This window comes from Streptomyces sp. NPDC051582 (genome assembly GCF_040681715.1).
GTDB lineage: Bacteria > Actinomycetota > Actinomycetes > Streptomycetales > Streptomycetaceae > Streptomyces.
Map to the genome: position 1 here is coordinate 170,179 of NZ_JBFAZJ010000006.1, position 25,059 is coordinate 195,237.

21 protein-coding genes and 1 riboswitch are annotated in these 25,059 nt (G+C 73.1%); of the genes, 7 read left to right on the forward strand and 14 right to left on the reverse strand.

Features of this window, described 5'->3' with window-relative positions:
• Positions 1–5 precede the first annotated feature (5 nt).
• Together AB0M92_RS11080 and AB0M92_RS11085 are read right to left on the reverse strand one after the other, a co-directional pair.
• Entirely contained in the window at positions 6–965 is a 960-nt protein-coding gene (locus AB0M92_RS11080; RefSeq protein ID WP_366101812.1) for a DMT family transporter, read from the reverse strand.
• Between the two features lie 102 nt (positions 966–1,067).
• On the reverse strand, positions 1,068–1,802 hold the full coding sequence (locus tag AB0M92_RS11085) for a helix-turn-helix domain-containing protein (RefSeq protein ID WP_366101813.1): 735 nt from the start codon (positions 1,800–1,802) through the stop codon (positions 1,068–1,070).
• Positions 1,803–1,993: 191 nt separating this feature from the next.
• Here AB0M92_RS11085 and AB0M92_RS11090 point away from each other — a divergent pair, with 191 nt between their 5' ends.
• Complete coding sequence (locus AB0M92_RS11090; protein WP_366101814.1) at positions 1,994–4,000, forward strand: hypothetical protein; 2,007 nt, start codon at positions 1,994–1,996, stop codon at positions 3,998–4,000.
• 49 nt (positions 4,001–4,049) lie between these two features.
• Here the strand turns inward: AB0M92_RS11090 and AB0M92_RS11095 are convergent, their stop codons facing one another.
• From AB0M92_RS11095 to AB0M92_RS11130, 8 genes are all read right to left on the reverse strand, one after another.
• Positions 4,050–5,090 (reverse strand): terpene cyclase, encoded by a 1,041-nt coding sequence (locus AB0M92_RS11095; protein WP_366101815.1) that lies wholly within the window; start codon positions 5,088–5,090, stop codon positions 4,050–4,052.
• Between the two features lie 96 nt (positions 5,091–5,186).
• The gene (locus AB0M92_RS11100; protein ID WP_366101816.1) at positions 5,187–6,200 is read right to left on the reverse strand and encodes an SDR family NAD(P)-dependent oxidoreductase; all 1,014 of its coding nucleotides are present in this window, start codon (positions 6,198–6,200) and stop codon (positions 5,187–5,189) included.
• Positions 6,201–6,429: 229 nt separating this feature from the next.
• Entirely contained in the window at positions 6,430–7,428 is a 999-nt protein-coding gene (locus AB0M92_RS11105) for a hypothetical protein (protein ID WP_366101817.1), read from the reverse strand.
• On the reverse strand, positions 7,425–8,675 hold the full coding sequence (locus AB0M92_RS11110; RefSeq protein ID WP_366101818.1) for an MFS transporter: 1,251 nt from the start codon (positions 8,673–8,675) through the stop codon (positions 7,425–7,427). The genes AB0M92_RS11105 and AB0M92_RS11110 overlap by 4 nt, the downstream gene beginning before the upstream one ends.
• On the reverse strand, positions 8,675–10,030 hold the full coding sequence (locus AB0M92_RS11115) for a discoidin domain-containing protein (protein ID WP_366101819.1): 1,356 nt from the start codon (positions 10,028–10,030) through the stop codon (positions 8,675–8,677). The genes AB0M92_RS11110 and AB0M92_RS11115 overlap by 1 nt, the downstream gene beginning before the upstream one ends.
• Positions 10,031–10,357: 327 nt before the next feature.
• Positions 10,358–11,404: a histidine kinase gene (locus AB0M92_RS11120; protein ID WP_366101925.1), complete on the reverse strand. Its 1,047-nt coding sequence runs from the start codon at positions 11,402–11,404 to the stop codon at positions 10,358–10,360.
• Positions 11,405–11,665: 261 nt separating this feature from the next.
• Positions 11,666–12,208: a GNAT family N-acetyltransferase gene (locus AB0M92_RS11125; protein WP_366101820.1), complete on the reverse strand. Its 543-nt coding sequence runs from the start codon at positions 12,206–12,208 to the stop codon at positions 11,666–11,668.
• A 330-nt stretch (positions 12,209–12,538) separates the two neighbouring features.
• Positions 12,539–13,117 carry a TetR/AcrR family transcriptional regulator gene (locus AB0M92_RS11130; protein WP_366101821.1) on the reverse strand — a complete coding sequence of 193 codons (579 nt, stop codon included), beginning with the start codon at positions 13,115–13,117 and terminating at the stop codon, positions 12,539–12,541.
• 91 nt (positions 13,118–13,208) lie between these two features.
• Here AB0M92_RS11130 and AB0M92_RS11135 point away from each other — a divergent pair, with 91 nt between their 5' ends.
• Complete coding sequence (locus AB0M92_RS11135; RefSeq protein WP_366101822.1) at positions 13,209–13,655, forward strand: DUF1772 domain-containing protein; 447 nt, start codon at positions 13,209–13,211, stop codon at positions 13,653–13,655.
• A gap of 96 nt (positions 13,656–13,751) precedes the next feature.
• On the opposite strand, the gene AB0M92_RS11140 is transcribed toward AB0M92_RS11135, so the two are convergent.
• Both AB0M92_RS11140 and AB0M92_RS11145 read right to left on the reverse strand, forming a co-directional pair.
• Positions 13,752–15,308 (reverse strand): AMP-binding protein, encoded by a 1,557-nt coding sequence (locus tag AB0M92_RS11140; protein WP_366101823.1) that lies wholly within the window; start codon positions 15,306–15,308, stop codon positions 13,752–13,754.
• 159 nt (positions 15,309–15,467) lie between these two features.
• Positions 15,468–16,670 (reverse strand): MFS transporter, encoded by a 1,203-nt coding sequence (locus AB0M92_RS11145; protein ID WP_366101926.1) that lies wholly within the window; start codon positions 16,668–16,670, stop codon positions 15,468–15,470.
• Between the two features lie 207 nt (positions 16,671–16,877).
• Between AB0M92_RS11145 and AB0M92_RS11150 the strand changes: the two genes are divergently transcribed.
• The 4 genes from AB0M92_RS11150 to AB0M92_RS11165 all read left to right on the forward strand — a co-directional run bounded on the left by AB0M92_RS11150 (position 16,878) and on the right by AB0M92_RS11165 (position 22,831).
• Positions 16,878–17,810 (forward strand): SDR family NAD(P)-dependent oxidoreductase, encoded by a 933-nt coding sequence (locus AB0M92_RS11150; protein WP_366101824.1) that lies wholly within the window; start codon positions 16,878–16,880, stop codon positions 17,808–17,810.
• Positions 17,811–18,023: 213 nt separating this feature from the next.
• A complete protein-coding gene (locus tag AB0M92_RS11155) occupies positions 18,024–18,818 on the forward strand; it encodes a hypothetical protein (RefSeq protein WP_366101825.1) in 795 nt (264 codons plus the stop codon).
• A 75-nt stretch (positions 18,819–18,893) separates the two neighbouring features.
• Positions 18,894–19,120, forward strand: a riboswitch (cobalamin riboswitch).
• 166 nt (positions 19,121–19,286) lie between these two features.
• Positions 19,287–21,611 (forward strand): 5-methyltetrahydropteroyltriglutamate--homocysteine S-methyltransferase, encoded by a 2,325-nt coding sequence (gene metE / locus AB0M92_RS11160; protein ID WP_366101826.1) that lies wholly within the window; start codon positions 19,287–19,289, stop codon positions 21,609–21,611.
• Positions 21,612–21,841: 230 nt separating this feature from the next.
• Positions 21,842–22,831, forward strand: coding sequence for a phospholipase (locus AB0M92_RS11165; protein WP_366101827.1), 990 nt, complete (start codon positions 21,842–21,844; stop codon positions 22,829–22,831).
• Positions 22,832–22,932: 101 nt separating this feature from the next.
• Here AB0M92_RS11165 and AB0M92_RS11170 read toward each other — a convergent pair whose 3' ends face one another.
• Positions 22,933–23,673 carry an NAD(P)H-binding protein gene (locus AB0M92_RS11170; RefSeq protein ID WP_366101828.1) on the reverse strand — a complete coding sequence of 247 codons (741 nt, stop codon included), beginning with the start codon at positions 23,671–23,673 and terminating at the stop codon, positions 22,933–22,935.
• A gap of 114 nt (positions 23,674–23,787) precedes the next feature.
• On the opposite strand from AB0M92_RS11170, the gene AB0M92_RS11175 reads away from it, so the two are divergent.
• Positions 23,788–24,264, forward strand: coding sequence for an Rrf2 family transcriptional regulator (locus AB0M92_RS11175; protein WP_366101829.1), 477 nt, complete (start codon positions 23,788–23,790; stop codon positions 24,262–24,264).
• A gap of 90 nt (positions 24,265–24,354) precedes the next feature.
• Here the strand turns inward: AB0M92_RS11175 and AB0M92_RS11180 are convergent, their stop codons facing one another.
• Positions 24,355–25,038 carry a class I SAM-dependent methyltransferase gene (locus tag AB0M92_RS11180; protein ID WP_366101830.1) on the reverse strand — a complete coding sequence of 228 codons (684 nt, stop codon included), beginning with the start codon at positions 25,036–25,038 and terminating at the stop codon, positions 24,355–24,357.
• Positions 25,039–25,059 lie beyond the last annotated feature (21 nt).

Consider the following 25,059-nt stretch of genomic DNA (forward strand, 5'->3'; position numbering starts at 1 on the left):
GCGCGCTACCGCCCGCGCGCCGCGGCGGTTCCGGCCGCGGGCCCGTCCGCCCGCAGCCCGGAAGCCTCCCGGGCGCGCGGGCGGTAGCGGGACACGGCCACCCCGGCCAGGCACAGCAGGCCGCCCAGCAGGGTCAGCCAGGCCGGGACCTCGCCCAGGAGGATCCAGCTCAGCAGGACGACGATGGCCGGGACGGCGTACGTCGTCGCGCCCAGCTTCCCGGCCGGCATCCGCGCGAGGGCGTAGGTCCAGGTGGTGAAGGCGAGGGCGGTCGGGACCACGCCCAGGTAGACCATGTTCAAGGTCGCGGAGAGCGGGGCCTTCGGAACCTCGGCCACCAGCTGCCCGGCGAACGGCAGGCACGCCACGGTCCCCGCGAGGCAGCTGTACGCGGTGATCTGCAGCGGCGTGCCGAAGGCGAGCGCGGGCTTCTGCGCGACGACGCCCGTCGCGTACGCCACCGCCGCGAGCAGGCACAGCGCCACTCCGAGGAGCGAGGTCGAGCCGTCGCCGCCGGAGGACATCGACAGGCCGACGACCACGGCGCCGACGAAGGAGACGGCCATGCCGGCGAGCAGCCGCGGCGGCAGGGCCTCGCCGAGCAGGCGCGCGGCGAGGAGCGCCATCAGGATCGGCCCCGTGTTCACCAGCAGGGACGCGGTGCCCGCGTCGACGAGGCGTTCGCCCCAGTTCAGCGCGACCGTGTAGCCGCCGAACCACACGAATCCGGACAGCAGGACGCCACGGCGGGCGCCGCGCGGGGGCAGGCCTTCGCGGCGCACGAGGAGGATCGTCACGAGGACCAGCGAGGCGGCGAGCAGCCTGCCGAGGGCGAGCGCACCCGGGGAGTAGGCAGCTCCGGCACTGCGGATCGAGACGAAGGCGGACGCCCAGGCGAACACCGTGCAGCAGACGGCGCCGACGATGAGGAGGCCGGGCGGAAGGGCACGCGAGTGGGTCTTCATGTCGCTCACTCTACCCTCAACACTTCGGTCCTCGCCGAAGTATTTCTCCTGAAACTTCCTGGCGCATGCCCGAGGCGGCGGACGCCCGAGGCGGGGAGCCCCTCAGCCCCAGGCCCGCGGGACGAGGCCCAGAAGTTCACCGAAGGCCCTCTCCCCCGCCTCCGTCACCAGCAGCCCCCGGCCGCCGCCCTCGGGGCGCACCACCCACGCCTCGCCCAGGGCCCGCGCGCACAGCCTCGCCCCCACCAGGCCGCCCAAGTGGCGGCGGCGCTCGGTCCAGTCCAGACAGGAACTCACCAGCGGCCTGCGCCCCGCGCCCGCCACGTCGACGCCCGCCCGGCGGCACCAGTCGAGACCGCTGTCGGTCAGCGTGAACACGGCATCCGTGAGCAGCAGGCCGCGGCGTTCCATCGCGTCCGTCACCGCCATGCCGAGCCGCCCCGCGAAGTGGTCGTAGCAGGTGCGCGCCCGCGCCAGCGGGTCCGGCGCGGAGACCACCGGCACGGCGTGCGCCGCGTCCCGGCCCGGGACGGCGTAGGAGGCCAGCTCGTCCACCAGCCGGGCCGTGGCGGCGTCGGCGATGCGCACGTAGCTGTGCCGCCCCTGCCGCTCCGTCACGCAGATCCCGGCGTCGAGGAGCCGGTTGAGGTGCCCGCTGACGGTGGAGGGGGCCACCCCGGTGGTCCGGGCCAGCTCGCCCGCGGTCCAGGCCCGCCCCTCCAACAGGGTCATGCAGATGGCGGCCCGGGTCTCGTCGGCCAGGGCGGCGGCGAGGGAGGCGAGCCGCGCGGCGGGCGCCGGCGAGTCGGCGGGCCCGGAAGCAGGTACGTGATCCATGACTCCAGGGTGCCTCATCGTTTCGGCATATGGCGAATGATCGGGGGCGATGGCACCGCCGATGGGCTCGTGACCCCGTGGCCGCGGGCCGTCGGGGCGAACGGGCGAAGGGCCCGGAGCCGCCGGCGCCGGACTTCTGCGCGATCCGTCCGTGCATGTGACCATCCCATGATCCGCTCGTTGTCCACATTGTGGGACAACGTCAGGGATCCGGAACCGGGCTGCGCCGAGCCGAAGCGGTCATCGTCGAGCGCTACCCCCAACTGCTGCGTCTGGCCTATCTGGTGCTCCCGCCAGACCTCGACCGGCACACACGGCTGCTCCGCGCCCACCGCTCCGTCCAGCACTCCCTGCGGGCCGCGGGGCGTCGGGCAGGTCAGGGCGGGGATCCGCTGGCGGCCGTACGGGCCGAGGTGGTGCGGCACGCGGCCGGACGGCTGCGCCGCCCACTGCCGCCGTGGGTGTGGGGGCTGCGGATGTGGCCCAGCGCCGAGGGGTTCGACGAGGAGGCCCGCAGGCTGACGGGGCTGACCCCGCACGCCCGCGCCGCCTTCGTGCTGTGCCGGTTCGACGGGCTGGACGAGGAGGCCGCGGCGGCGGTGCTGGCGCAGGCCGGGGCAGGTGATCCGACGGGGGCGGTACGGGCGGCCCGCGCGGCCGGAGCCGGGGCGGGTGCCGCAGGGGCGGCGGCCGCCCCTGCGGCACCCGGGGCAGCGGACGCGGCGGGAGCGGAACCGGGCTCCCCGGAGGAACCCGGCAGCGGTGCGGGGCCCCGGACCGGGCGAGGAACGGTCTTGCACCCGGCGGACGTCCACACGCGGCCCACCGATCTGCTGCTGCGGCGCACCCGCGTCCGCGCGGCCTGGGGCGTCGCCGCCGTCCTGCTGCTGGCCGCCGGGCTGACCCGGGCCACCGCCGCCGGGCCGGACGCCGGACTCCCCGCCCCGTACGCCGGAGCGCCCGCCGCCCGCGCCGCACTCGACCCCGCGCGCCTGGTGCGGGTGCCCGCGCAGGCCTGGTCCGACACCGGCCGGGTCGACTTCACCGCCTGGCCCGCCCGCGGCCCGCGCACCGGGGACCGGGCCCTGCTCGCCCGGGCGCTGGGCTCCTGGGCCGCGCCCACCTCCGCCACGGTCGTCACCACGGCGCCCTCGGTCTCGGCGGGCCCGCCGGAGCACCCGCCACAGCTGCTGTTCGCGGGGGATCCCCTGCCGGGGACCGCCGTCGTGGTCTTCCTCGACGCCGACCGGGTCGTCCGCTACACCGAGCGGGACGGCCGCCGGAACCTCGACATCGCCCGGACCGACGATGCCAACGTCACCACGGCCGCCGCCGTCACGCTGACCCGGGACGCGGGCACGGCCCGCCGGCTCCTCGCGCCGTGGATCGCCACCGCCGGGGTCCGGGACCTCGCCGCCCCCGCCACCGCCGTCCGGCCCCTGCCGATCGGCCCCGACGGCACGGTCACCACCGAGCTGCCGCCCGGGACCGGGGACGGGGGCGATGCCGCCGCGGGCCGTGCCCGGGACGGGGGCTGCGGGCCACGCCCGGTCCTGGAGGTCGCCTCCTCGCCGCGGATCGTGGAGAAGCACGCCTTCCTCCTCGCCGACCTCGGCGGGCTGCTCCCCGTCCACCTCACCTACACCCCGCCCGTGGAAGGCTCCGACGTGCCTCCGGCCCGCCAGCCCCGCGAGGCGACGGGACCCGCCGCCCTGGCCCGCTGGGCCCAGGAGTCCTGCGCGCTCGGCGAGGTGGACGGACGGGCGGTCCGGGCGCTCAACCTGTGGGACTTCGCCGTCACGGAACTCCCGGAGAGCGCCGGGCGGGCGGTGTGGTCCTGTACCCGGGCCACCCACTGGAGCGGCCGGGGCGACGTCCGGATCCGGCTCCGGCCGTCCGCGGGGACCTCCCTGACCGTGGCGCACGCCGAATCCACGGCCGCCTGCGGGCGGTTCGGGCAGCACGTCCTCGCGGCGACGCTCTGGCGGGCGCCGTCCGGCCGCAGCTACCAACTGGCCGCGGGCAGCCGGGAGGTCACGCACATCAATGCCACGGGCTCGCTCAACACCCGTACGCCCGGCCGGACCCTCGCGGTCCCGGCGCCCGCGGCCCCCGCTCCCCCGGCCGCCCTCACGGCGACCCTGCACAGCGGGGCGGTGATCACCGCGCTCGACGCCCGGGGCGGCGGCCGCGACTGACGGCCGCGCCCGCGGCCCCGCGGCCGACGGCGGCGCTTCCGCCGGCGGGTCAGGACGTGCCGCGGGCGGGCGGGTTGCCGGGCAGCAGGTACAGGATCCGGTCGAGGTGGCCGGGGCCCGTCGCCGGGACGACCTCGGGCGCGGTGCGGTAGCGCAGCGTGCCGGTCTGCCAGGCGTGGTAGCCGGCCATCCACGCTGTCATGATCCCGACGTACGTGTCCACGGCGGCCCGCTCCCCGCGGTCCAGGCCCAGCTGGGCGCAGAGCGCGGGCACTTGTCCGGCGAGCTCGCAAAACCGCCGGACGAGCCGGTTCACGCGGTGGCCGGCGGCCGTGACGGCCTCGTCGCGGTCGAGGTGCCGGGTGTGTTCGAGGACGAGCACCAGGTTGTCGACGTCGCCCCGGGCCTCCTCCTTCTCCAGGGAGTACACGTCGTTGCACATCAGGGTGACGTCGATGGCCGCCTGGCGCATCATGCGCAGCTGGGGTGCGTGGAAGGCGGCGGCGGGGACCGTGATCCCGGCGGCGCGTTCGCCCAGGGAGAGGGGCAGGTCGGTGGCGGCGATGCCGCGGCGGACCTGGAGGTAGGTCGACATGTCCGCGGGGGTGCCGCGCAGGCGCCCTATCGCTTCGTGCGCGTGGGCGGCGAAGTAGTACTCCCATTCGTGTGCGGTACGGGCGGTCCAGGCCGGGTGGGCGCCGCGCGTGCCGCGGGCGCGTATGTCGGCGAACGCCGCCGTGCACGGGTCGCCTCCGGCGGGCGGGGCTGCGCCGTGTGCGATGTCGATCAACTGCTGGCAGACGCGGGCGGTCCGGGCCGGGTCCAGGCCGAGGGGACCGTCGAACTGGTCGTCGAAGACGAAGAAGAACCCCATCGCGTCCGCGCACAGGTCCAGGGCGGGGCCCCGGGCGTGGGGAAAGCCGAGGGCGGCCAGGCGCGGCATGTCCCAGGAGGCGTACCAGGCGGCGGAACGATCGTCCGAGACGAGGCCGAGCCGGCGGACCCATTCCAGGTTGTGCCGTCGTGCCTCGTCCAGCCCCGGGCCGATCGGCGCCGCGGCGGGGAGGTCGAAGTCGATGTCCTGTGGCACGGGTCCTCCCGTGGTCGGGCGTGGAGCGGCACGGTCCGGCCCGGTACCGCGCCTCGCGTAAGGAAAGGATTCTGCGGCTGCGGATCCCGCTTCGCCTCAGACGTCGGCGGGAACCGACCGGTGCTCGTCGCCGGGGACCGGGGTCGTGCCGGGGACCGGGGTCGTGAGGTCCAGGGCGAGCGGCTCCGTGCCGCCGATCCCCAGCCGGGAGAGGGAAAGGGCCATGGACGCGCCGACGCCGTCCGGGGTGCGGAACGCCTCGGTGCTGCGGATCTCGGCCAGCTGGTCGCGGACCGACTCCGGGGTGTGGTCCTCCTCCCACAGCACGCCTTCGGTGGCGCCCAGGAAGATCCGCCCGACGCGCCGGCCCGCAGCGTGCAGGAGTTGCCCGGTGCACGGCACCGACTCGTGCGCCAGCAGGGCCACCACGGACGCCGCGTGCCGTGCGGGGAACGCGTCGGCGAGCAGGGCGGCCATCGGTTCATCGTCCTGGAGCGCCTCCAGGGACATGCGGGTGGCGGCGATCGGCACGACCGCGTTGACCTTGATGCCGTGCGGGGCCCCCTCGGCGGCGAGTGACGTGGTCAGCCCCAGGACGGCGCCCTTGCCCGCGGCGTAGACGCTGAGGCCGGTGTCGCCGAACAGGGCGTCGGAGCACGTGTTGACGATCCGCCCGTACCCGGACGCGAGCATGTGCGGCCACACGGCCCGCAGCATGTTGAGGGTCCCTCCCGCGTGGGTGTCCAGTACGCGCCGGCACTCCTCGTCGGAGAGTTCCCCGAGCGGGCGCAGGATCGCTATGCCGGCATTGTTGACCACGACGTCCAGCCGCCCCAGGACGTCCAGGGCGGCCGCGGTCAGGGCGCGGGCGCCGGCCGCGGTCGCGACGTCGTGGACGTCCGCCACCGCCTCCCCGCCGAGCGACCGGATCTCGTCGGCCACGGCGTGCGCGGGCGACGGCGAGGCCCCGCGCCCGTCGATCCCCGTCCCGACGTCGTTGACGACCACTGTCGCGCCCCGGGCCGCGAGGAACAGGGCGTACTCCCGGCCCAGCCCACGGCCCCCGCCGGTCACCACCGCCACGCGCCCCTCGAAACGGACCTCGTCCATCCCGCCCACCGCCCCTCCCCAAGACGTGCGATTCCCGCACACCCTGCCCGGGCGGCACGGATACGGACAGGGAGCGCGCACGACGATCCGACGCATTCGCACACGCCTCATGTGCCACCGAACGCTTCCGCACGCGCCGTTGCCCCCAGGGCACGGCTGCTCGGTACGGGTCCTCGGTACGGGTCCTCGGTACGGGTCCTCGGTACGGGTCTGACTGCGGAGGCCCTCCTCACCGGTTCGTGGCGGCCGGGGAGGAGCCGCCGGGGACCAGGAGGCGGGGTTCGCCCGTGCCGTCCGCCCGGGCCGACCAGATGTCGCCGGCCCGTCCTTCCCGTCCCGGGAGGGCGTAGCCGACGGTCTCGTCGTCCAGCCAGGCAGCCTGGTCGTCGACGCTGCGCGTCTCCGCGAGCGGGTGTTCGCTCAGGTCCGCCAGGTTCAGGACGTACAGCCGCCAGGGTGCGGCGGGGTCGTCGGAGACCTTCTTCTTGAAGGCGATGCGGGTGTTGTCCGGTGACAGGGACGGGCATTCGACGTTCTCGCGCAGGGCCTTCGCCGACCAGTTGTGCAGGTCCCCCTCGACGAGGTGGGTACGGCCCTTGGTCGACACCGTGGCGTAGAAGCGGTTGTCGTCGGCGGCGAAGGTCACGCCCCAGTAGTTGACGTCGGGTGCGTGATAGCGGGTCCCGTCGATGGTCAGCGGGATCTCCTCCATCGATTTGACGAGGTAGCCGGTGCGCAGGTCAAGGATGGAGGTTCGGGTGGAGAAGCCGGTCGTGGCGTACGAGTCGCCGACCGCGAACGCCGTCCAGGACAGCACGTTCCCCGAGGCCGAGACGCGGGCCCGGTTGGGGATGCCGGGTACGGTCACGCGCTTGACCTCGCGCAGCCGCCGGTCCAGTACGAGGGCCTGGGTGCGGGCGGGGATGCCGGGCAGCTTGCGCAGGCACAGGGCGCGCTCCCCCGCGGCGTAGAAGCGCTCGCAGGCGGGGCCTCCCGTGGCGGGCGGGCCGCCGGTGCCGCTGTGGCGGGCGACCCGGCCGGTGGCCGAGTCCCGGTAGTAGAGCCCGGGTTCGGCCAGGCTGAACGATCCGTCCGCGGCGGCCGTCGGCAGATCCCGGTGCCTGGCGTGCAGTACGTAGCCCAGGGAGCCGCCCCCGAGCAGCAGGACGGCGAGGACGACGAGGACGAGCCGGTGGAGCCGGCGTGGCTGTGCGACTCGGGGGTTCACAGGGCCTCCGGGGTGGTGTCGATCGCGGTTGCGGGGGCCGGCAGGATGCGCCAGGCGGCCGCGAGTGCCCCCGCCAGCGCGAGCGCCGCCGCCCACAGGGCGGGCCCCTGCCCCCAGAACGTCCAGGCCGCTCCGAAGCCCGCGGCGCCGAGGAGCCGGGCCAGCGCCTGGCCGCTCTGGAGCACCGCGAGCCCGCCGGCGCGGCGGTGCGCGGGCAGCACGGGCCCGGCCAGCGCCATCAGGACCCCGTCGGTGGAGGCGTAGAAGACGGCGAGGAGCGCCGGCACGGCGGCCACGGTCGGCCAGGACACGGGGAGCAGCAGGACGGTGTACGCGCCGAGCAGTGCGGCGTGTCCGGCCAGGAACGGCAGCCTGCGCCCGACACGGTCGGCGAGCCGGCCGGCCGGGACGGCGAGCAGCAGGTACCCGGCGGCGGCGCCGAGCGGCAGCAGCGGGAACAGGGCGGCGGGCAGGTCGAGGGCGCGCTGGACGAGCAGGTAGAGGAAGGAGTCTCCGATGGTGGCGGCGCCGAGCAGGGAAGCGGCGTACAGGATCCGGCGGAAGGCGGGATCGCGAAGTGGTCTGTGTCGCACCGGCGTGGGCCGCCGCAGCGGTGGGGCGGCGGCCTCGGCGGGGACGTACAGCACGAGCAGGAGCACCCCGAGCAGGCCCGCGCAGAAGCTGACGGCGAACACCGCGTCGTAGGCGTCGGCCGTGGCCCACAGCACGGCGAAGGCGGCGAGCGGACCCAGCAGGGCGCCCGTGGTGTCCATCGCCCGGTGCACGCCGAACGCCCGGCCAAGTGTCTCCGGCGGTCCGCTGAGCGAGATCAGGGCGTCACGCGGGGCGGTGCGCACGCCCTTGCCGAGCCGGTCGGCGGCGAGCGAGCCGGCGATCCCGGCCGTGGCGCCGTCGGCGAGGAGCAGTCCGAGCCGGGAGAGGGCGGAGAGCAGGTAGCCCGCGCCGGCGACGCGCTTGTGGCGGCCGCCGCGGTCGGCGAGCCGGCCGCCGAGGAGCCGGACGAGGGCGGTGGCTCCGTTGAACATGCCGTCCAGAAAACCGAATTGGAGTGGCGAGAGGCCGAGGCCGAGGACGAGGTAGAGCGGCAGCACGGCCGTGACCATCTCGGAGGAGACGTCAGTGACGAGGCTGACCGCGCCGAGTGCGATGACGGTGGCGGGGACGCGCCGCCGCGCCCCGAGGGGGCGGGGCGGCGCGTCCGGGCGGCCGGTGTTGGCCAGGTACATCAGTGGCAGCTGTACTTCGGGCTGGTGTCCTTGACCCCGTCGGTGGCGACGTAGGTCCAGCTGTAGCCCGAGTCCGTGAAGTCGAGCTTCAGGACCCCGTAGGGGCCGCTGACGCGCTTCTGGCTGTTGGGCTGCACCTGCTCGATCGGGTAGGGCTCGGCGCCGCCCATGCCGCCGACGATCTCCACGATCCCGTCGGCGGCCGCCTTGCCGTCGGGGTTCTGCGGGGCGAAGCGCTCGTAGTGGTGGTCGTGTCCGTTCAGGACCAGGTCGGCCTTGGCCCCGTAGAGGATCTTCCAGACGGGCTTGGAGACGGGGTCGTTGCCGTGTCCGCCGGAGGAGTACAGGGGGTGGTGCCAGTAGGCGGCTATGCACTGCTTGCCGTTGGCGGCGAGGTCGGCCTTGAGCCAGTCGATCTGGGCGGCCTGGTCGAAGGCGTTGGAGTCGAGGGCGATGAAGTGCCAGTTGCCCTCGTCGAAGCTGTAGTAGCTCTTGCCCTGCGGGTACGCGATGCTCCCGAAGTACGCCTTGTATCCGGCGAGGGAGCCGGCCGGGTCGTAGGTCTCGTGGTTGCCGGGCACGGGGCGGGTCTTGTCCTTGAAGGCGCCCCAGCTCTTGTCGTAGTAGGCGCGGAAGTCGGCGATCCGGGCGTCGTCGTACTGGTTGTCGCCCATCGTCAGGTAGAACTTCGGATCGATCTGCCGGGCCAGCGCTGCCGTCTTCGGGTGCGCGCAGCCGCTGTCGGAGGCCGTGCACTGGGCGGCGATGTCACCGGCCGCGACGACCGTGAAGGCGCCGCCGCCGGGGGGCGGGCCGCCGTCGGTGGTGCCGTACACCTCGGCCTCGAAGAGGGAGTAGCCGTACGCCGTCCCGCGCGCGGTGCCGTACACGCGCAGGTACCGGCCCTTGCCGGCGAGGCCGGTCAGGTCGTCGGTGCCGCCGTTGCCGGCCTTCTCCTCGGCGATCTTGGTCCAGGTCGCGCCGTCGGCGGAGACCTCGACGCGGTAGGCCTTGGCGTAGGCGGCCTCCCAGGTCAGCTTGACCCGGGAGACGGTGGCGCCGGCCCCGAGGTCGACGCGGATCCACTGCGGATCCTTGCCCTCGGCGCTGGCCCAGCGGGTCGAGGCCGAGCCGTCGAAGGCGTTGGCGGCGCCGAGGGAGGAGCTCTCCGCCGAGGAGGCGGTGGCGGGCTTGCCGCGCGAGATGAGCGGGTCGGCGGCGGCTCCGGCCCGGCCGGGCCAGGCGAGGAGGAGCCCGGCGACGAGCGCGAGCACGGCGGCCGTGGCCGCGAGGAGGAGGGCGGGTCGAAGTCGACTGCTTGAGGTGGGGGGTGGGGTGGAGGCGTACAGGTGCATGCCTGGACTCCTTGGCCTGGGAACGGCGAGAGCTGGACAACCGGTGCGGAGAGCGCCGCCCCTGACCGTGGCGGCGAGCAGGGGACAGCGTCACGGCGGCCGGGTCAGAGCTCTCGCTGAGCACGTCATGCCCATGACATCGGGCACCGCGCCAAGCCGCCGTCGGGGAGCGTAGCGGATAGGAAAGTTTCCTACCAGTGGCCCAACACAACGGTCCACAGGGGCGGATGGGACGAGCTCTCCCGGACGCCGATGGTCGGAGTCCGGCCTGCGGGACGGCCGTCGGCGACGATCACCCTGACGGGCCGGAGGGGTCCGCGGGTCCGCTCATCGCGGGATCACCGCTTCCACCTGCCAGCCTCCCGCCTCGGGCCCCGTCGTGACGGGGCCGGTGGTCACGGTGCCGCCGAGCAGGGCGATGCGCTCGCGCATTCCGATCAGTCCCATTCCGCTTCCGGTCGCCGCGGGCACGGGCAACGTCGCGGGACGGTTGCGGACGTTCAGTACGGTCGCTTCCCCGGTGAAGGTCAGTTTCACGCCGACGTCGCCGCCGGGAGCGTGCCGGGCGGCATTGGTCAGCGCCTCCTGGGCGATCCGCAGCAGGCACTGGGTCGACCGCGCCGGCAGCGCGCGTACGTCCCCGACCACGGTGAGGGCGTCGTGGTGGCCCGACGATTCGAGCATCGCGACCAGGCTCTCGCGCAGCGGCAGATGGTCCTCGCGCAGCGCGTGCACGGTCCACTGCGCCTGCCGCAGGCTCTCCTTGACCAGGCTGTGAGCCCTGCCGTTCGCCTCCCGGATCTCGGTCAGGTCTCCGGTGTCGATCAGCGCGTCGACGAGTTCGAGTTGCATGTTGATCCCGGCGAGCGAGTGCGCGAGCACGTCGTGGACGTCCCGGGCGATCCGGGTGCGCTCCGCCAGTACGGCCGTCCGGGCTTCCGCCCGCGCCGCCTGCTCGGCGGATTCGGCCGCCGCGATCGCCGCCCGGGTGGCCTGCGCCCGGCTCCGCCCGGCCATGCCGCCCAGGGCGGCGGCGCCGGTCGCGAGGCCCAGGACGGGGGTCGCGTACTGGCCCGGCTCGGCCTGGACGTACAGCACACCACCGCACAGGAGGCTGCAGGATGCGGCGAGGACCAGGGCCGGCCCGGTGTCCAGGCGGGACCCGGCGAAGGCGGTGAGGAAGAACGCGAAGAGGTACGACGTCCCCGAGTTGCCGGTACCGATCAGTGCCGCCGCCGCCAGCACGCCGAAGGCCAGCCAGACGGTGACGAGGCGGTCGGAAAGGGCGGACTCGGGCACGAGCCGCACCGCCAGCACCGCGCAGTTGATCACGAAGAGGACGAGGACGGCCAGGCCCCGGCCGCTGAGACCCATCGGCCGGATCGTCGCGATCCCCACGATGACGACGGCCGCGACCAGCACGGACTGGGAGCGGGCGCTCCGCCCCCCGCCATCGAGCGGACTCCACCGGGCCACACCGCCGGGCCCGTCCGTCTCTCGTCCTGGCATGCCGCGACCATAACCCACGGTCAGGCCCGGAGAGCGGCGGCAACGGCGGTGTGCGCAGCGACCGCGGACCGCTGCCCGCGCGCCGCCGGCGATGCGAGGAGGGGACCGGGATCGCCCGCGCAGAGGTCAGGGGCGGTCCAGGCCCCATGTCTGCAAGGTGTACGGCCGCCCCTTCTCCTCGCCTTCGATCAGCGGGACGTCGAGCAGGCCGAAGCCCGCCTTCACGGCGACCGCGACGCTGGCGGCGTTCTCGGCCTCCAGCTCCAGGATCACCCGGTCCACGCCCAGCTGCTCGAAGGCGTACGCGGCCATCACGCGCACTGCCCGAGCGGCCAGTCCGCGGCCGCGGTGAGCGGGTCCGACCGCGTAACCGAGCTCCGTGCCCTCGGGGGCGCGCCGCAGCATCACCTCGCCGAGGGGTTCGTCGCCGTCCACGGTGATGGCGAGCAGGACGACCGTGCCTTCGGCCCTCATCCGCCGGTCCCGTTCCAGCCGCGCGCGGCCGGCCGCCTCGTCGAAGGGCGAGACGATGGGCGTCCAGTACGCGACGTCGGGGTCGTCGAACAGCGCGGGCATGGCCGTCAGGTCGGCTTCCGTCCAGTCGCGCAGGACGAGGCCCTCCCCGGCCAGTTCCATGCGGTCGGGAAAGGACGACGTGGTGCTGCTCATGGCGGGGTGGCCTCCGTGGTCGATTGTCGGCTGGGCAGGATATCCGCGAAGCGATCACCTCCGCTCCACCCCCCAGGCCACGGCCCTCGGGCATCCGCCGAATTGTGTGAGAGGGAGGTCTACGCGTTCGGTTTCACCATCCCGATGTCGGGCCGAACGGCACGATAGCCATCGTCCATTTCCGGTTGGCGCAATGAGTGGGTGAGCGGGTGACCCCGGGTCGAGCGGAGCGTCTCCCCGCACGCTCACGTCGCGGCGGGGCTCGGCCGGCCTCGGCGCTCCCGGCGGCTTCGGGCAGCACCCGGCGCGTCTGCGGCACCGGACGGCGCGTCAGAGCACGGCGAGCCGGTCCACCAGCAGTCGCACTCTCCGCTCGGCCTCCCCCCGCGGCAGCCGTCCCGTGCGGGTCAGGGTCGCCAGCCCGTGCAGGGCCGCCCAGAACACCTCCGTGAACAGCGCCGGGTGGACTCCGTCCCCGGCCACCTCGCCGAGGGTCTCCAGCAGGGCGGCGAAGGCGTCCTTCATGGGCTCGGGCGTGTCCTCCTGCGCGAACGCCAGGCCTCCGTCGAGCTGGAACATGGCGTCGTAGACCGCTGGGTTGCGTTCGGCGAAGTCGAGGTAGGCGCGGGCGAGAGCGGTGACCCGGGCGCGCGGGCCGTCCGCGGCGGCGGCCGAGGCCCGCAGCGCCGCCGCCATCTCGGCGGCGCCCTCAAGGGCGACGGCCCCGATGATCTCGCGCTTGCCGCGAAAGTGGCTGTAGAGCACGGGCTGGCTGTACTCGATGCGCTCGGCGAGCCGGCGGGTGGTGACCGCGTCCCAGCCCTGTTGCTCGGCGATCTCGCGGGCCGTCGCCAAGATGAGGCGCTCGCGGCCCGCCCGTTCGCGCTCCTTGCGTTCCTGTACCGACATGATTCGATCCTAGCACCGCTAGACATACGAGCGGCAGCAGTACTAGCGTTGCCCCATCACCTAGCAGCGCTAGATCCCTGGAGAGGTCATCATGCTCAACGCACTTGAGGTCTTCACCACCGTGGCCGTCGGCGTGATGGTGGGAGTGGAGTTCTCCGTCGCCTTCTTCGTCAACCCGATCCTCGACGGCCTCCCCGGCGACAACGGCCTGCGCGGCCGTACCCACGGGGCCCGGCTGCTCGGCGCCGTGATGCCGTTCTGGTACATCGGCTCTCTCGCCCTCGCCGCGGTCTGGGCCGTCACCGGATGGAACGACCACGGCGCCGGCCTCGTCGTCACCGCCGCCGGGCTGCTGATCCTCAGCGTGATCATGTCGATCCTGCTGCTCGTTCCGATCAACAACCGGGCCAAGACGTGGACCGCCGACGGCGCCCCGGCCGACTGGCGGGAGCAGATGCAGCGCTGGGACCGCCTCCACCACGTCCGCGTCGCCGTCATCATCGCGGCCTTCACCCTGCTGGTCACCGCTCTCCTCTGAGCGCCTCCGTCGGCAGGGCTCCCGCCGGGATCCACCTGATGGCCACGCCCCTGGGGGGACGTGGCCATCGCCATGGGAGGACCGAAGTCCCGCAGGTCACCCGCCCTGGCGATCGAGCGCCCGACTGCGGAGCAGCTTCTTGTCCGGCTTGCCCGCGTCCGTCAGGGGAAGCGCGTCGAGGAAGGTGATGCCCGCGGGCTCGTACATCGCGCCCTTCCTTTCCCGGACCATGGCGCGCAGCTCCCCTTCACCGACGTCGCCGGCCGGCGTGCGGACGACGGCCGCGTGGACCCGCTCCATGAGGTTGGCGTCGGGGACCCCGAGGACCGCGCTCTGCCGGACCTGCGGATGGGAGTTCAGGACGTCCTCCAGTTCCGCCGTGTACACGTGCCCTCCCACCACCACGATCATGTCCTTCAGCCGGTCCACGATCGTGACGTAGCCGTCCGAGTCGACGAACCCGATGTCACCGGTGTGCAGCCAGCCGTCCCGCAGCACCTCCGCGGTGAGCTCGGGCTGCTTCCAGTAGCCCTTCATCACCTGTGGGGAACGTACGCAGATCTCGCCGCGCTCGCCGGCGGGCAGGTGGCGCCCCTCGGCATCCCGGACGGCGACCTCGACGCCTTCCATGACCTTTCCCGCGGTTCGCAAGCGCTCCGGGCGGCGCGGATCGTGGTCCTCGGGCGAGAGGATGCTGATCCCCCCGGCTTCGTTCTGTCCGTAGAACTGGTTCAGCACGGGTCCGAAGCGACGGATCGCCGCCGCGAGGCGGGTCGGTGACGAGGCGCAGCCCCCGTACGTGAGCATGCGCAGGCTGGAGGTGTCGGTGCGGTCGATCTCGGGGTGGTCCATCAACTGGTACAGGAGCGGCGGCAACAGGAACATGTGGGAGATGCGCTCGCGCTCGATGGCGGCGAGCACGGCGCCCGCCTCGAACTCGTCCAGCAGGACGACGGTTCCGCCGCGGTGCAGCGTGGTGTCCGCCACGAGGCCCGCCGCGTGCGCGAGGGTCGTGCACACCAGGGCCCTGACCGACCCGCCCTCGGACCAGTCCGATCCGACCGACACCCACTGCTCGAAGGTCGTGCAAATGGCCTTGGGGTGGCCGGTGGTCCCGCCCGTGTGACGGATGATGCAGACGTCCTGCGGCTGCGCCGAGCCGGGCAACACCTCGGCGGACTCCTCGGCGGCGAGCTTCACCAGGTCCGGGCCGGCGCCCCCGCCCCCTGCGGCTCCCCTTGCGCCGCCGAGGACCAGCACGCGGTCCAGCGGCACCCGCCGGGCCAGGTCGGCGGCGCGCTCGTGGTGGGCGGGGTCGACTATCAGCGCCCGGGTCTCGACGTCCCGGAGGATGTCGGCGTGCACGTCGACCGAGAGGCCCGCGTAGAGGTGGTTCACGGCGCAGCCGAGCAGCCCTGCTGCGTAGCGGGCCGCGATCGTCTCGGGAAGGTTGCCGGAGAGGAGGGTGACCGTCTGGCCGCGCCTCACCCCCTGGGAGCGCAGCGCGCGGGCCATGCCGTGGACGAGGCCCCGTAATTCACCCGCGCTGACGCGTCGGCCCCGGTGCACCAGGGCTTCGCGGTCGGGTTCTTGTCCCAGGGCGTCAAGAATCTCCTCCACGTGGCTGCGGAAGTGTTCGGCCGTGTCGTCCATACCGCTCCCCATTGGTTGACCTGAGCAACTAGCGCGAGGCTAACCGCCGGTGATCCACAACCCCAACCCGGGCGCCGATATCCGGCCAGACACCCGCAGCCTCCCCTCGCGACCGGACCGGCGGGGGCGCCCATCTCCCGCACGTGCCGCCCCAGCAGCTCAGGCCGTGGCGGCGGACCGCGCCTTCCCGCCCCCGGACTGCGGCTGTTCGGCGGGGCGGTGGCGCCCCGCCCATCGGACGACGAGGGGAGTGGCCAGGCCGGTGAGGGCGAACAGGGCGCCCATGACGTACCAGCCGGGGCGGCCCCACGCGATGCCCAGGAAGATGATCAGGGCCGGCCCGGCGGCCTCGGCCAGTCCGGCACCGAGCCCGAACACACCGAGGTACTGCCCGGTGGCCCGCTTGGGCGCGAGGGCGAAGGAGATCTCGAACCCCGCCGCCGCATGCCAGAGTTCACCGATCGTGTGCACGGCGACCCCGGCCAGCAGGAGGGCCGCCGCGGCCCAGCCGGGGATGTCCTGGGTCAGCGAGATCAGTACACAGGCCAAGAGGAAGGCGAACCCGGAACGGCGGTACGCGAGGGCACCGGCCGTGGGTGTGTCGATGCTGCGGCCGGCCCTCATCTGGCACGTGACCACGACCACGGTGTTCAGCAGCATGGTCCCCGAGATCAGCCAGTGCGGGGCCTCGGTGGCCGCGATGAGCCAGAGGGGGACGGCAACGGTCAGCACCTTGAACTGGATGGCCATGATGCCGTCCAGAACGGTGAGTGCGAGGTAGGGCCGGTCCCGCAGGGCGATCCAGCGCGGGCCGCCCGCAGCCGGCTCGGGCTCGACCGGTCGCAGGCGGAGCACGATCAGGGCGGAGGCCGCGAAGGCGGCCGCGTTCCCGACGACCATGAGCCGGTAGGCACTGTGACTGCCGACCTGTACGACCCACCCCGCCAGCACGGCGCCGAGGGAGATGCCGATGTTGGTCACCGCCCGCAGGTAGGCGCGGAACTCCTGCGGCCTGTCCCCGCCGTAGTGGCGGATGATCGGGCTGCGCGCCGCCAGCCCCGCCCCCTTCGCCCCGGTGGCCGCGCACACCGCGACGACGAACGGCCAGAAGCTGTCGGCCAGCACGAATCCGGCCGTCGCCAGGGCCTGCACGACGAGGGTGGCGGCGTACACCCCGCGCGCCCCGCGCCGGTCCGCCAAGTGGCCCACCGCGATCCCCACCGCGAGCGAGAGGACACCGGCGATCCCGAGTCCGAGACCCACCTGGGGCGCGGGCAGGTGGACGGCCTGGGTGAAGTAGAGCACTCCCGCGGTCAGATAGAGACCGCTGCCGACGGTGTAGACGAAGTTCGAGGCGGCGATGGTGCGCTGCGGTTGAGGGGTGACCTCGGTACCCCGACCGGTCCGGCCGGGGGCCGCCCGGCCCTTGGCCGGCGGGTATGTCGGAGGTCCGCCGGAGCCGTCGGTGACATGTAGGCGATGTGTCGGCGGCCGCTGGAACCGTGGGTGCCGAGTCCCCCCCAGGGGAACGGCCCGCACCACCCTCCACGACAAGGGAGCACCGTCACCATGTCCTCCACCCCGCCCTGGAACGTCCGCCGACTGCCGCGCGCCGAAGGCCGGGTCTTCCTGGTCACCGGCGGCAACGCCGGCATCGGGTACTTCGTCGCGGAGCAGTTGTCGGCCACCGGAGCCGACGTCGTGCTCGGCAGCCGGAGCCCCGCCAAGGCCGAGGTCGCCACGGCCTCGATCCGTGCACGTGTCCCCGGCGCCCGGGTGCGGGCCGTACGGCTGGACCTCGCCGACCTCTCGTCGCTCGGAACGTCGGCGCAGTCACTGGAGGTGGAACGCCTTGACGCGGTGGTCCACAACGCCGGCGTCGCGCTTGACGACCCGCCGCGCAGGGAGACCGCGGACGGCCACGAGCTGATGTTCGGCACGAACCACCTCGGGCACTTCGCCTTGACCCGGTGGCTGATGCCACTGCTGGCGGCCGCCCCGGCGGCCCGTGTCGTGACCATGGGCAGCTTCGCGGCGAAGTCGGAGCGGCTCGACCTGGACGACCTTCAGTCCCGGAAGGACTACCAGCCCAAACGCGCCTACGGGCGCTCCAAGTTGGCGCAGATGTACTTCGGCGTCGAACTCGACCGCCGCCTGCGTGCTGCCGGCAGCACGGTCGCCGGCGTGGTGGCCCATCCCGGCGGCGCGCTGGACTCCCTCACCCCGTCGCGGCCCCCGGTCCATGTGCGAAGCGCCGGGGCACGGCTCGGCGCGGCACCCGCGGCCCTCCTCGTCCAGGGCAAGGACGCGGGCGCATGGCCCGCGGTCCGGGCGGTGCTCGACCCGGGTGTGAGCGGGGGCCAGCTGTGGGGACCGCGCGTCTTCGGCCTGCGCGGCGAGCCCCGACGCGAACCGGTGTGGAACCACTTGGCCGACCCCTCCGTCGCGGCACGGCTGTGGGACGCCAGCCGTGAGCTGATCGGCGCCGATGTCCTCACCTGAGCACCCGCCGCGGTGAACGAGAGAGGCCCCTCGCCCCACCGATCGTTGCGTGAACGCACGCCCCCCTCGCGCAACCGCCGCTCCTGCGCACGTACTTGTCGGGCGGTGCGGGCCGGAGGAAAGTGATGGCGGCGCGCACGGGGGGGGACGGCACCACCCGCTCCCGCGCGTCACGGACGGCGCCACGGATCCGAGGAACAGGAGCGCAGGGGTATGCCCATCCATCAGAAGATCGACCACCCCACCAACTGGATCATCGACGTCGACATCAAGGACGTGAGCGCGCTCGCCCTGCACGGCGCACCCGTCGGCGAGCGGCTCGTGGTCTTCGTGTCGGAGACCCACCACAACACGAGGTACGACAGTTCCCGGCGCGACGAGATCATCCGGCAGCTGTCCTCACACCCCAAGGTCACCCTCGTCGTCGAACGGGACCTCAGCCCCATTCCGCCGGCACCCAACATGGTGGTGGAGACCACCCCGGGCCTCTCCTCCGCCGACTCCAAACGCGACGACACCGTGATCGCGCAGCTCGTCGACCACTTGAACCGGCTGCCTCCCGGGCAGAAGGGCCGGTCGATCGTGTTCCTGTTCGGAGACGACCACTTCGACAAGCTCCGCACCCGTCTCGACTCCGCCCTGCCGGAGCTGGTGACGCTCCGCCACTTCCCCTCCATCCGGGACCAGATGGACGCGCTGAGTCTGGCGGCGCCGGCGCCAGGCCCCGGTGACCGGCCGATCGGCTGGGTCCGTACGAGTCAGTTCGCGGCGAGCGAGGGGCAGGAGGCCCTCAACAGCGATCTCCTCCGCCGCGGCCTCGTCCCGGTTCCCTATCAGGTCCACGTCCACTCACCGGAAGTCTTCGCGTGGGGCAAGCAGGGGTTCCTGCTCCACAGCTCGAACCAGTCGATCATCGACATCGGCACCCAGCTCGCCGATGAAGGCACCCTGCCCCTCATGATTCGCGACCCGCAAGAGGTCAGGGGCCGCGCGGGCCGCGTCGGCTGAGCCGCCCCGGTCACGGCGTCTCACTTCTTCGTCCGAATGGTGGACGCGGCTCGCCGCTGGGCGATTTCGCGTCCTAGGGTGACCGGTGCAGCTGGTTCGCCCCGTCCTCCAGACGGGATGCGTCGTAAGAGGGAACCCGGTGGGAATCCGGGACTGCCCCGCAGCGGTGAGCGGGAACGACCGCCGTCATACGCACTGGGACCGGACATCGGTCCTGGGAAGCGATGGCCAGTAGGTGCCCGCCGGGAGACCGGCGGGTGTGCCCGCGAGTCCGAAGACCTGCCCGTTGCCCGTACGCGGACGATTCCCGTGCGGAAATCCCGGTGACCTCGTGGGCGGGTCGGCGAACATATCGAGCGGCACGCGTGGCGGTGTTCTCCGTCCCGGTGGCCCGCTCGATTTGTCGTTCCTTCGCGTCCGCGTCCCGTCTCCGGGGTGTTCAGGACACATCTCGCGAAGGAGAGTTCCGTGACAGCCGAGCCCGCAGCCGCCGCAGCACGAGCCACCGTGTACGGCTACCCCCGCCAGGGTCGAAACCGCGAACTGAAGAAGGCGATCGAGGGCTACTGGAAGGGGCTCGTCACCGCCGACGCCCTCCACCGGACCGCCGCCGGACTCCGCCGTTCGAACTGGCGGCAGCTGGCCGACGACGGCATCACCGAGGTTCCGACCGGTGACTTCTCGTACTACGACCACGTCCTGGACACCAGCGTCATGGTCGGCGCCGTACCCGAGCGGCACCGCGCGGCCTTCGGGGCCGACCGGCTGGACGGCTACTTCGCGATGGCCCGCGGCACCCAGGACGCCGCCCCGCTCGAAATGACCAAGTGGTTCGACACCAACTACCACTACCTGGTCCCCGAGCTCGGTCCGGACACCGTGTTCACCGCCGATGCCACCCGGCAGGTGGCCGAGCTGACGGAGGCCCTCGCGCTCGGGCACACCGCCCGCCCGGTCCTCGTCGGCCCCGTCACGTACCTGCTGCTGGCCAAGCCCGCGCCCGGCGTGGCCGCCGACTTCCAGCCGATCACCCTGCTCGACCGGCTCCTTCCCGTCTACGCCCAGGTCCTGGCCGAGCTGCGCGCCGCCGGCGCCGAGTGGGTCCAGCTGGACGAGCCGGCCCTGGTCCAGGACCGCACCCCCGCCGACCTGAACGCCACCGCACGCGCCTACCGCGAGCTCGGCGCACCGACCGACCGGCCCAAGCTGCTCGTCGCCTCCTATTTCGACCGGCTCGGCGACGCCCTCCCGGTGCTGGCCGCGGCACCGGTCGAAGGCCTCGCCCTCGATTTCACGGACGGCGGCGCCGCGAACCTCTCCGATCTCGCCGCCGTCGGCGGACTGCCCGGCAAGCGCCTGGTCGCCGGCGTGGTCGACGGCCGCAACGTCTGGATCAACGACCACCAGAAGTCCCTGACGACCCTCGGCACCCTGCTGGGCCTCGCCGATCAGGTGGACGTCGCCGCGTCCTGCTCCCTCCTGCACGTCCCGCTCGACGCGAACGCCGAGCGGGACATCGATCCGCAGATCCGGCGCTGGCTCGCCTTCGCCCGCCAGAAGACCACCGAAATCGCCACGCTCGCCCGCGGACTCGCCCGGGGCACCGACTCCATCGCCGCCCAACTGGCGGCGAACCGGGCCGACCTGGCCTCCCGGGCCTCCTCCCCGATCACCCACGACCCCGCCGTGCGCGCCCGTACCGCCGCGATCACCGATGCCGACGGGCGGCGTTCGCAGTCCTACCCGCAGCGCACCGCGGCCCAGCGCGCCCTCCTGCGGCTGCCGTTGCTGCCGACGACGACCATCGGCTCCTTCCCCCAGACGAACGAGCTGCGCACCGCCCGCGCCGACCTGCGGGCCGGCCGCATCGACACCGCGGGCTACGAGGAGCGGATCAAGGACGAGATCCGCGAGGTGCTCTCCTTCCAGGAGAAGACCGGCATCGACGTCCTGGTGCACGGCGAGCCCGAACGCAACGACATGGTGCAGTACTTCGCCGAGCGGCTCACGGGCTACCTCGCGACCCGGCACGGCTGGGTCCAGTCGTACGGCACCCGCTACGTCCGGCCCCCGGTCCTGGCCGGGGACGTCTCCCGTCCGGAGCCGATGACCGTCCGGTGGACCTCGTACGCCCAGTCGCTGACGTCCAGGCCGGTCAAGGGAATGCTGACCGGCCCGGTCACCATGCTCGCCTGGTCCTTCGTACGCGACGACCTGCCGCTCGGCGAGACGGCGCGACAGGTGGCGCTCGCGCTGCGCGATGAGGTCAACGACCTTGAGTCGGCAGGCACTTCGGTGATCCAGGTCGATGAGCCGGCCCTGCGTGAGACGCTGCCGCTGCGGGCTGCCGATCACGCGGAGTACCTCGCCTGGGCCACCGAGTCCTTCCGGCTCAGCACCAGCGGTGTCCGGCCGGACACCCAGGTCCACACGCACATGTGCTACGCGGAGTTCGGAGACGTCGTCCAGGCCATCGACGACCTCGACGCCGACGTCATCAGCCTGGAGGCCGCCCGCTCCCACATGCAGGTCGCGGGCGAACTGGCCGGGCACGGCTACCCGCGCGAGGCCGGACCCGGCGTCTGGGACATCCACTCCCCGCGCGTTCCCGGCACCGGGGAGGTGGCCGAGCTGCTCCGGAAGGCACTGCGGGCGATCCCCGCCGAACGGCTCTGGGTCAACCCCGACTGCGGCCTGAAGACCCGCGGGTGGCCCGAGACCCGCGCCTCGCTGGAGAACCTCGTCGCGGCCGCGCGTGAGGTGCGCGCGGACCTCACGACCGACGGTTCCTGACCCGACCGGCGAGCGGCTCCTCACTCCGGAAAGGGGGGAGGAGCCGCTCGGGGAACGGCGTCAGCGGTGGGAGAAGTCCGGCGGCCTCCCGTCCGCCCGGCATAGGCAGCGGTTTCCCGCCATTGAGGCCACCGTCAACCAAATCCCGTTCATCATGCATGTACCGCATGCCAGCATGGTGGGGGCGTGATCAATCGCGCACTTCGGAACCGGACGTGACGGAGCCTTCCTTGACCATTCATCTCGGGCGAGCCGCCCGCTTACGCGTGCTCGTGACGTTGCTCGCGGCCCTGTGCGCCACCATCGGCGCCGGCGCCGTCACCGCGACCCCGGCGGCAGCCGCCGATCAACGTCGCCCGATCTACGCCATCGCGCACCGCGTCGACACCCTGGGCGGCGTGGACGCCGCACTGGGACACGGCGCGAACGGCATCGAGATAGACGTGTGCGCCTGGTGGAACCCGAACGAATGGCGGGCCTATCACGACTGCTCCTCAGCCGGTGACAACCGGCTGGGCCCCAGCTTCGACAGCATGATCGACCGGATCGTCTCCCACGCCAACGCGGGACGCCGACTGGCGCTGGTCTGGCTGGACATCAAGGACCCGAACTACTGCGGGGAGCAGGAGAACCGCGGATGCAGCGTCGCGGGACTGCGCGACAAGGCGCAGCGGCTGACCGCCGCCGGGATCCAGGTGCTCTACGGGTTCTACGAGTACCACGGCGGCAGCACCCCGGACGTCGGCGGCCGGGGCTGGAAGAGCCTGGAAGGCCGCCTCGGCAGCCTGGAGGGGATCACGACGACCGGAACCCGCGATCAGGTCCGGGGTGCCTTCAACCGGTCCGGTTCCGGATTCCCGGCCGGCCGCCGGGTGATGGACTACGGCGACAGCGACATCACCAAGGGGTTCGGCAACTGCACGGAACCCACCTACAACACGTGCGCGGAACTGAAGAAGGGCGCCGGCGACCGTGACGCCGGACAGCTCGCGGCCACCCTGTCCTGGACGACCACGTACAACGATCCGTGGTACGTCGACAAACTGCTGGGCGACGGCCGCGTGGACGGCATCATCGCGGGCTACGGGGCCTTCACGGGAGTGCGCGAGTACGACGACGGCTGGCAGTGCGCCAACGCCATCGGCCTCGTCCGCGACTGGGTGAACCGCCACGGGGCCACCCATCGCATGGCCACCCCCGGTGACCGGTTGTTCAGGTAGGGCAGCCGCTGCGCTCCGGCCGGCCACCCCGACCGGGGCCGGACGGGGGACGCGGCCCCCGAACGGCCCTGCGCGGTGACGCCCGCGCGGCCGCGGCGGGCTCAGCGCTTCGCGCCGAGCCAGTCCTTGTAGGAAGTGGGAGCCAGGCGCGCGCCGGGGCCGCCGATCAGGACATCGCCCTCGACGGCCGCGAACAGGCCCGCCCGCTCGTCGGTGACGACCGTACGGGGGTCCTGCCGGGCCGACAGCGTGAGGCGGCCGAGTTCGTCGAGGGCGAAGACGTCGGGGCCCGCGACGTCGGCGGTGGCGCCCAGCGGTGCGCCGGTGGCGGCCTCGGCCAGGGCGGCTACGACGTCGGCCGCGGCCATCGGCTGGACGGGGGTGGAGGGCAGCCGGACGGTGTGCTCGTCCGCGGTCCAGGACAGCACCGCGTCCATGAACTCGAAGAACTGGGTGGCGCGGACGATCGAGTACGGGGTGGGCCCCTGCTTGAGGAGTTCCTCCTGGAGGGTCTTCGCCCGGTAGTAGTCCAGCTGCGGCACCTGGTCGACGCCGACGATGGAAAGGATCACCTGGTGGCCGACGCCCGCCCGCTCCCCCGCCGCCAGCAGGTTGTCCGTCGTGGTGCGGAAGAACTCCAGGGACGCCTCGTCGAAGGTGGGCGAGTTCGACACGTTGACGACGGTGTCCGCGCCGGCGAGCGCCGCGTCCAGCCCCTCTCCGGTGAGCAGGTCGACACCGCTCGACAGGGATGCGGGGACCACCTCGTGTCCGGCCGCGCGGAGCGTGGAGACGAGCTGGGAACCGATGAGTCCGGTGCCGCCGATGACCGTGGTCTTCATGGCTTTGCCCTTCCTTGTGTGCGACCGAGTGCGGCCCTCCGCCGCCTCAAACTCGGACAACTCTTGTCTGAGATGTTACTCGGATAAGCTGTATCCGAGTCAAATGGAGGGCGCATGAAACTGTCCGGGGGCGTGGAATGGGCGCTGCACTGCTGCGTGGTGCTGACCGCGGCGAGTCAGCCGGTGCCCGCCGCCCGTCTGGCGCTGCTGCACGACGTCTCGCCGAGCTACCTGGCCAAGCAGATGCAGGCCCTGTCCCGGGCGGGCCTCGTGACCTCCGTCCAGGGCAAGACGGGCGGATACGCGCTGACCCGGCCGGCGTCCGAGATCACCGTCCTGGATGTGGTGCAGGCCGTCGACGGCCCGGACCCGGCGTTCATCTGCACGGAGATCCGCCAGCGCGGCCCGTTCGGAGCCCCGCCCGAGGCGTGTGCGAAGGCCTGTGGGATCGCCCGCGTCATGCGTGCCGCCGAATCCGCCTGGCGGGCATCGCTGCGCGGGGTCACCATCGCCGACCTGGTCGACTCGGTGGAACGCGACGACGGCCCCGAGGCACTGCCGGCCATCGGCGCCTGGCTGAACCCGGCGTAGGGGGCCGGCCTCCGGCTTTCCCGCGTGTCCCGAGCCCAAGCCGGGAGCGGTCAGCACGGCTCCCGCACCGGGCGGCGACCGTTTCGACGGCTAACCGGGGAGTCGTCCGTCGCCTCGCCCGGTCGGCCGGGCGGCCGGGTCGACGGCGACCCGGCGGGCCAGCAGGTGGGCGTCGAGGAAGCCGCGCTCGGAGGCCGGGTCGTGGAGCAGCCGGGCGAACGGGGTGAGCCCTGCCGCCGTCAGCAGCTCGGCCAGCCGGTCCGCCGGCCAGCTGTGGGCGGGCGCCACCTTGTGGTCGAAGCGGACCGGCTCCGGTCCGTCGGTACCGAAGAACGAGATCAGGAACAGGCCCCCGGGGGCCAGGACGCGGACCTGCTCGGCGAGTACCGCGGGCAGTTCACCGGGCGGCGTATGGATCATCGAGTAGTGGGCCAGTACCCCGCCGAGCGCCCGGTCCTCGACCGGCATGGCCTCCATCCGCCCCTCGACGAACCGAAGCTCCGGATGGGCCCGGCGGGCGTGGCCGACCATGGCCGGGGAGAGGTCGAGCCCGAAGGCGTCCAGCCCCAGGCCGTGCAGCATGGCCGTCAGGTGTCCGGGTCCGCATCCGACGTCGGCCGTCCGCAGGTTCCCCGTCTCGCGCACCAGCTCGGCGAAGGTGGCGACCATGGCCCGTGCGAAGGGCCGTGTCTCCAGCCGGTCGGCGAACATCGACGCGTAGAGCTCGACGACCCCGTCGTAGGCGACCCTGGTCTGATCCTGGTGTTCCGGCACGGAACAGAAGCTAACACCCGC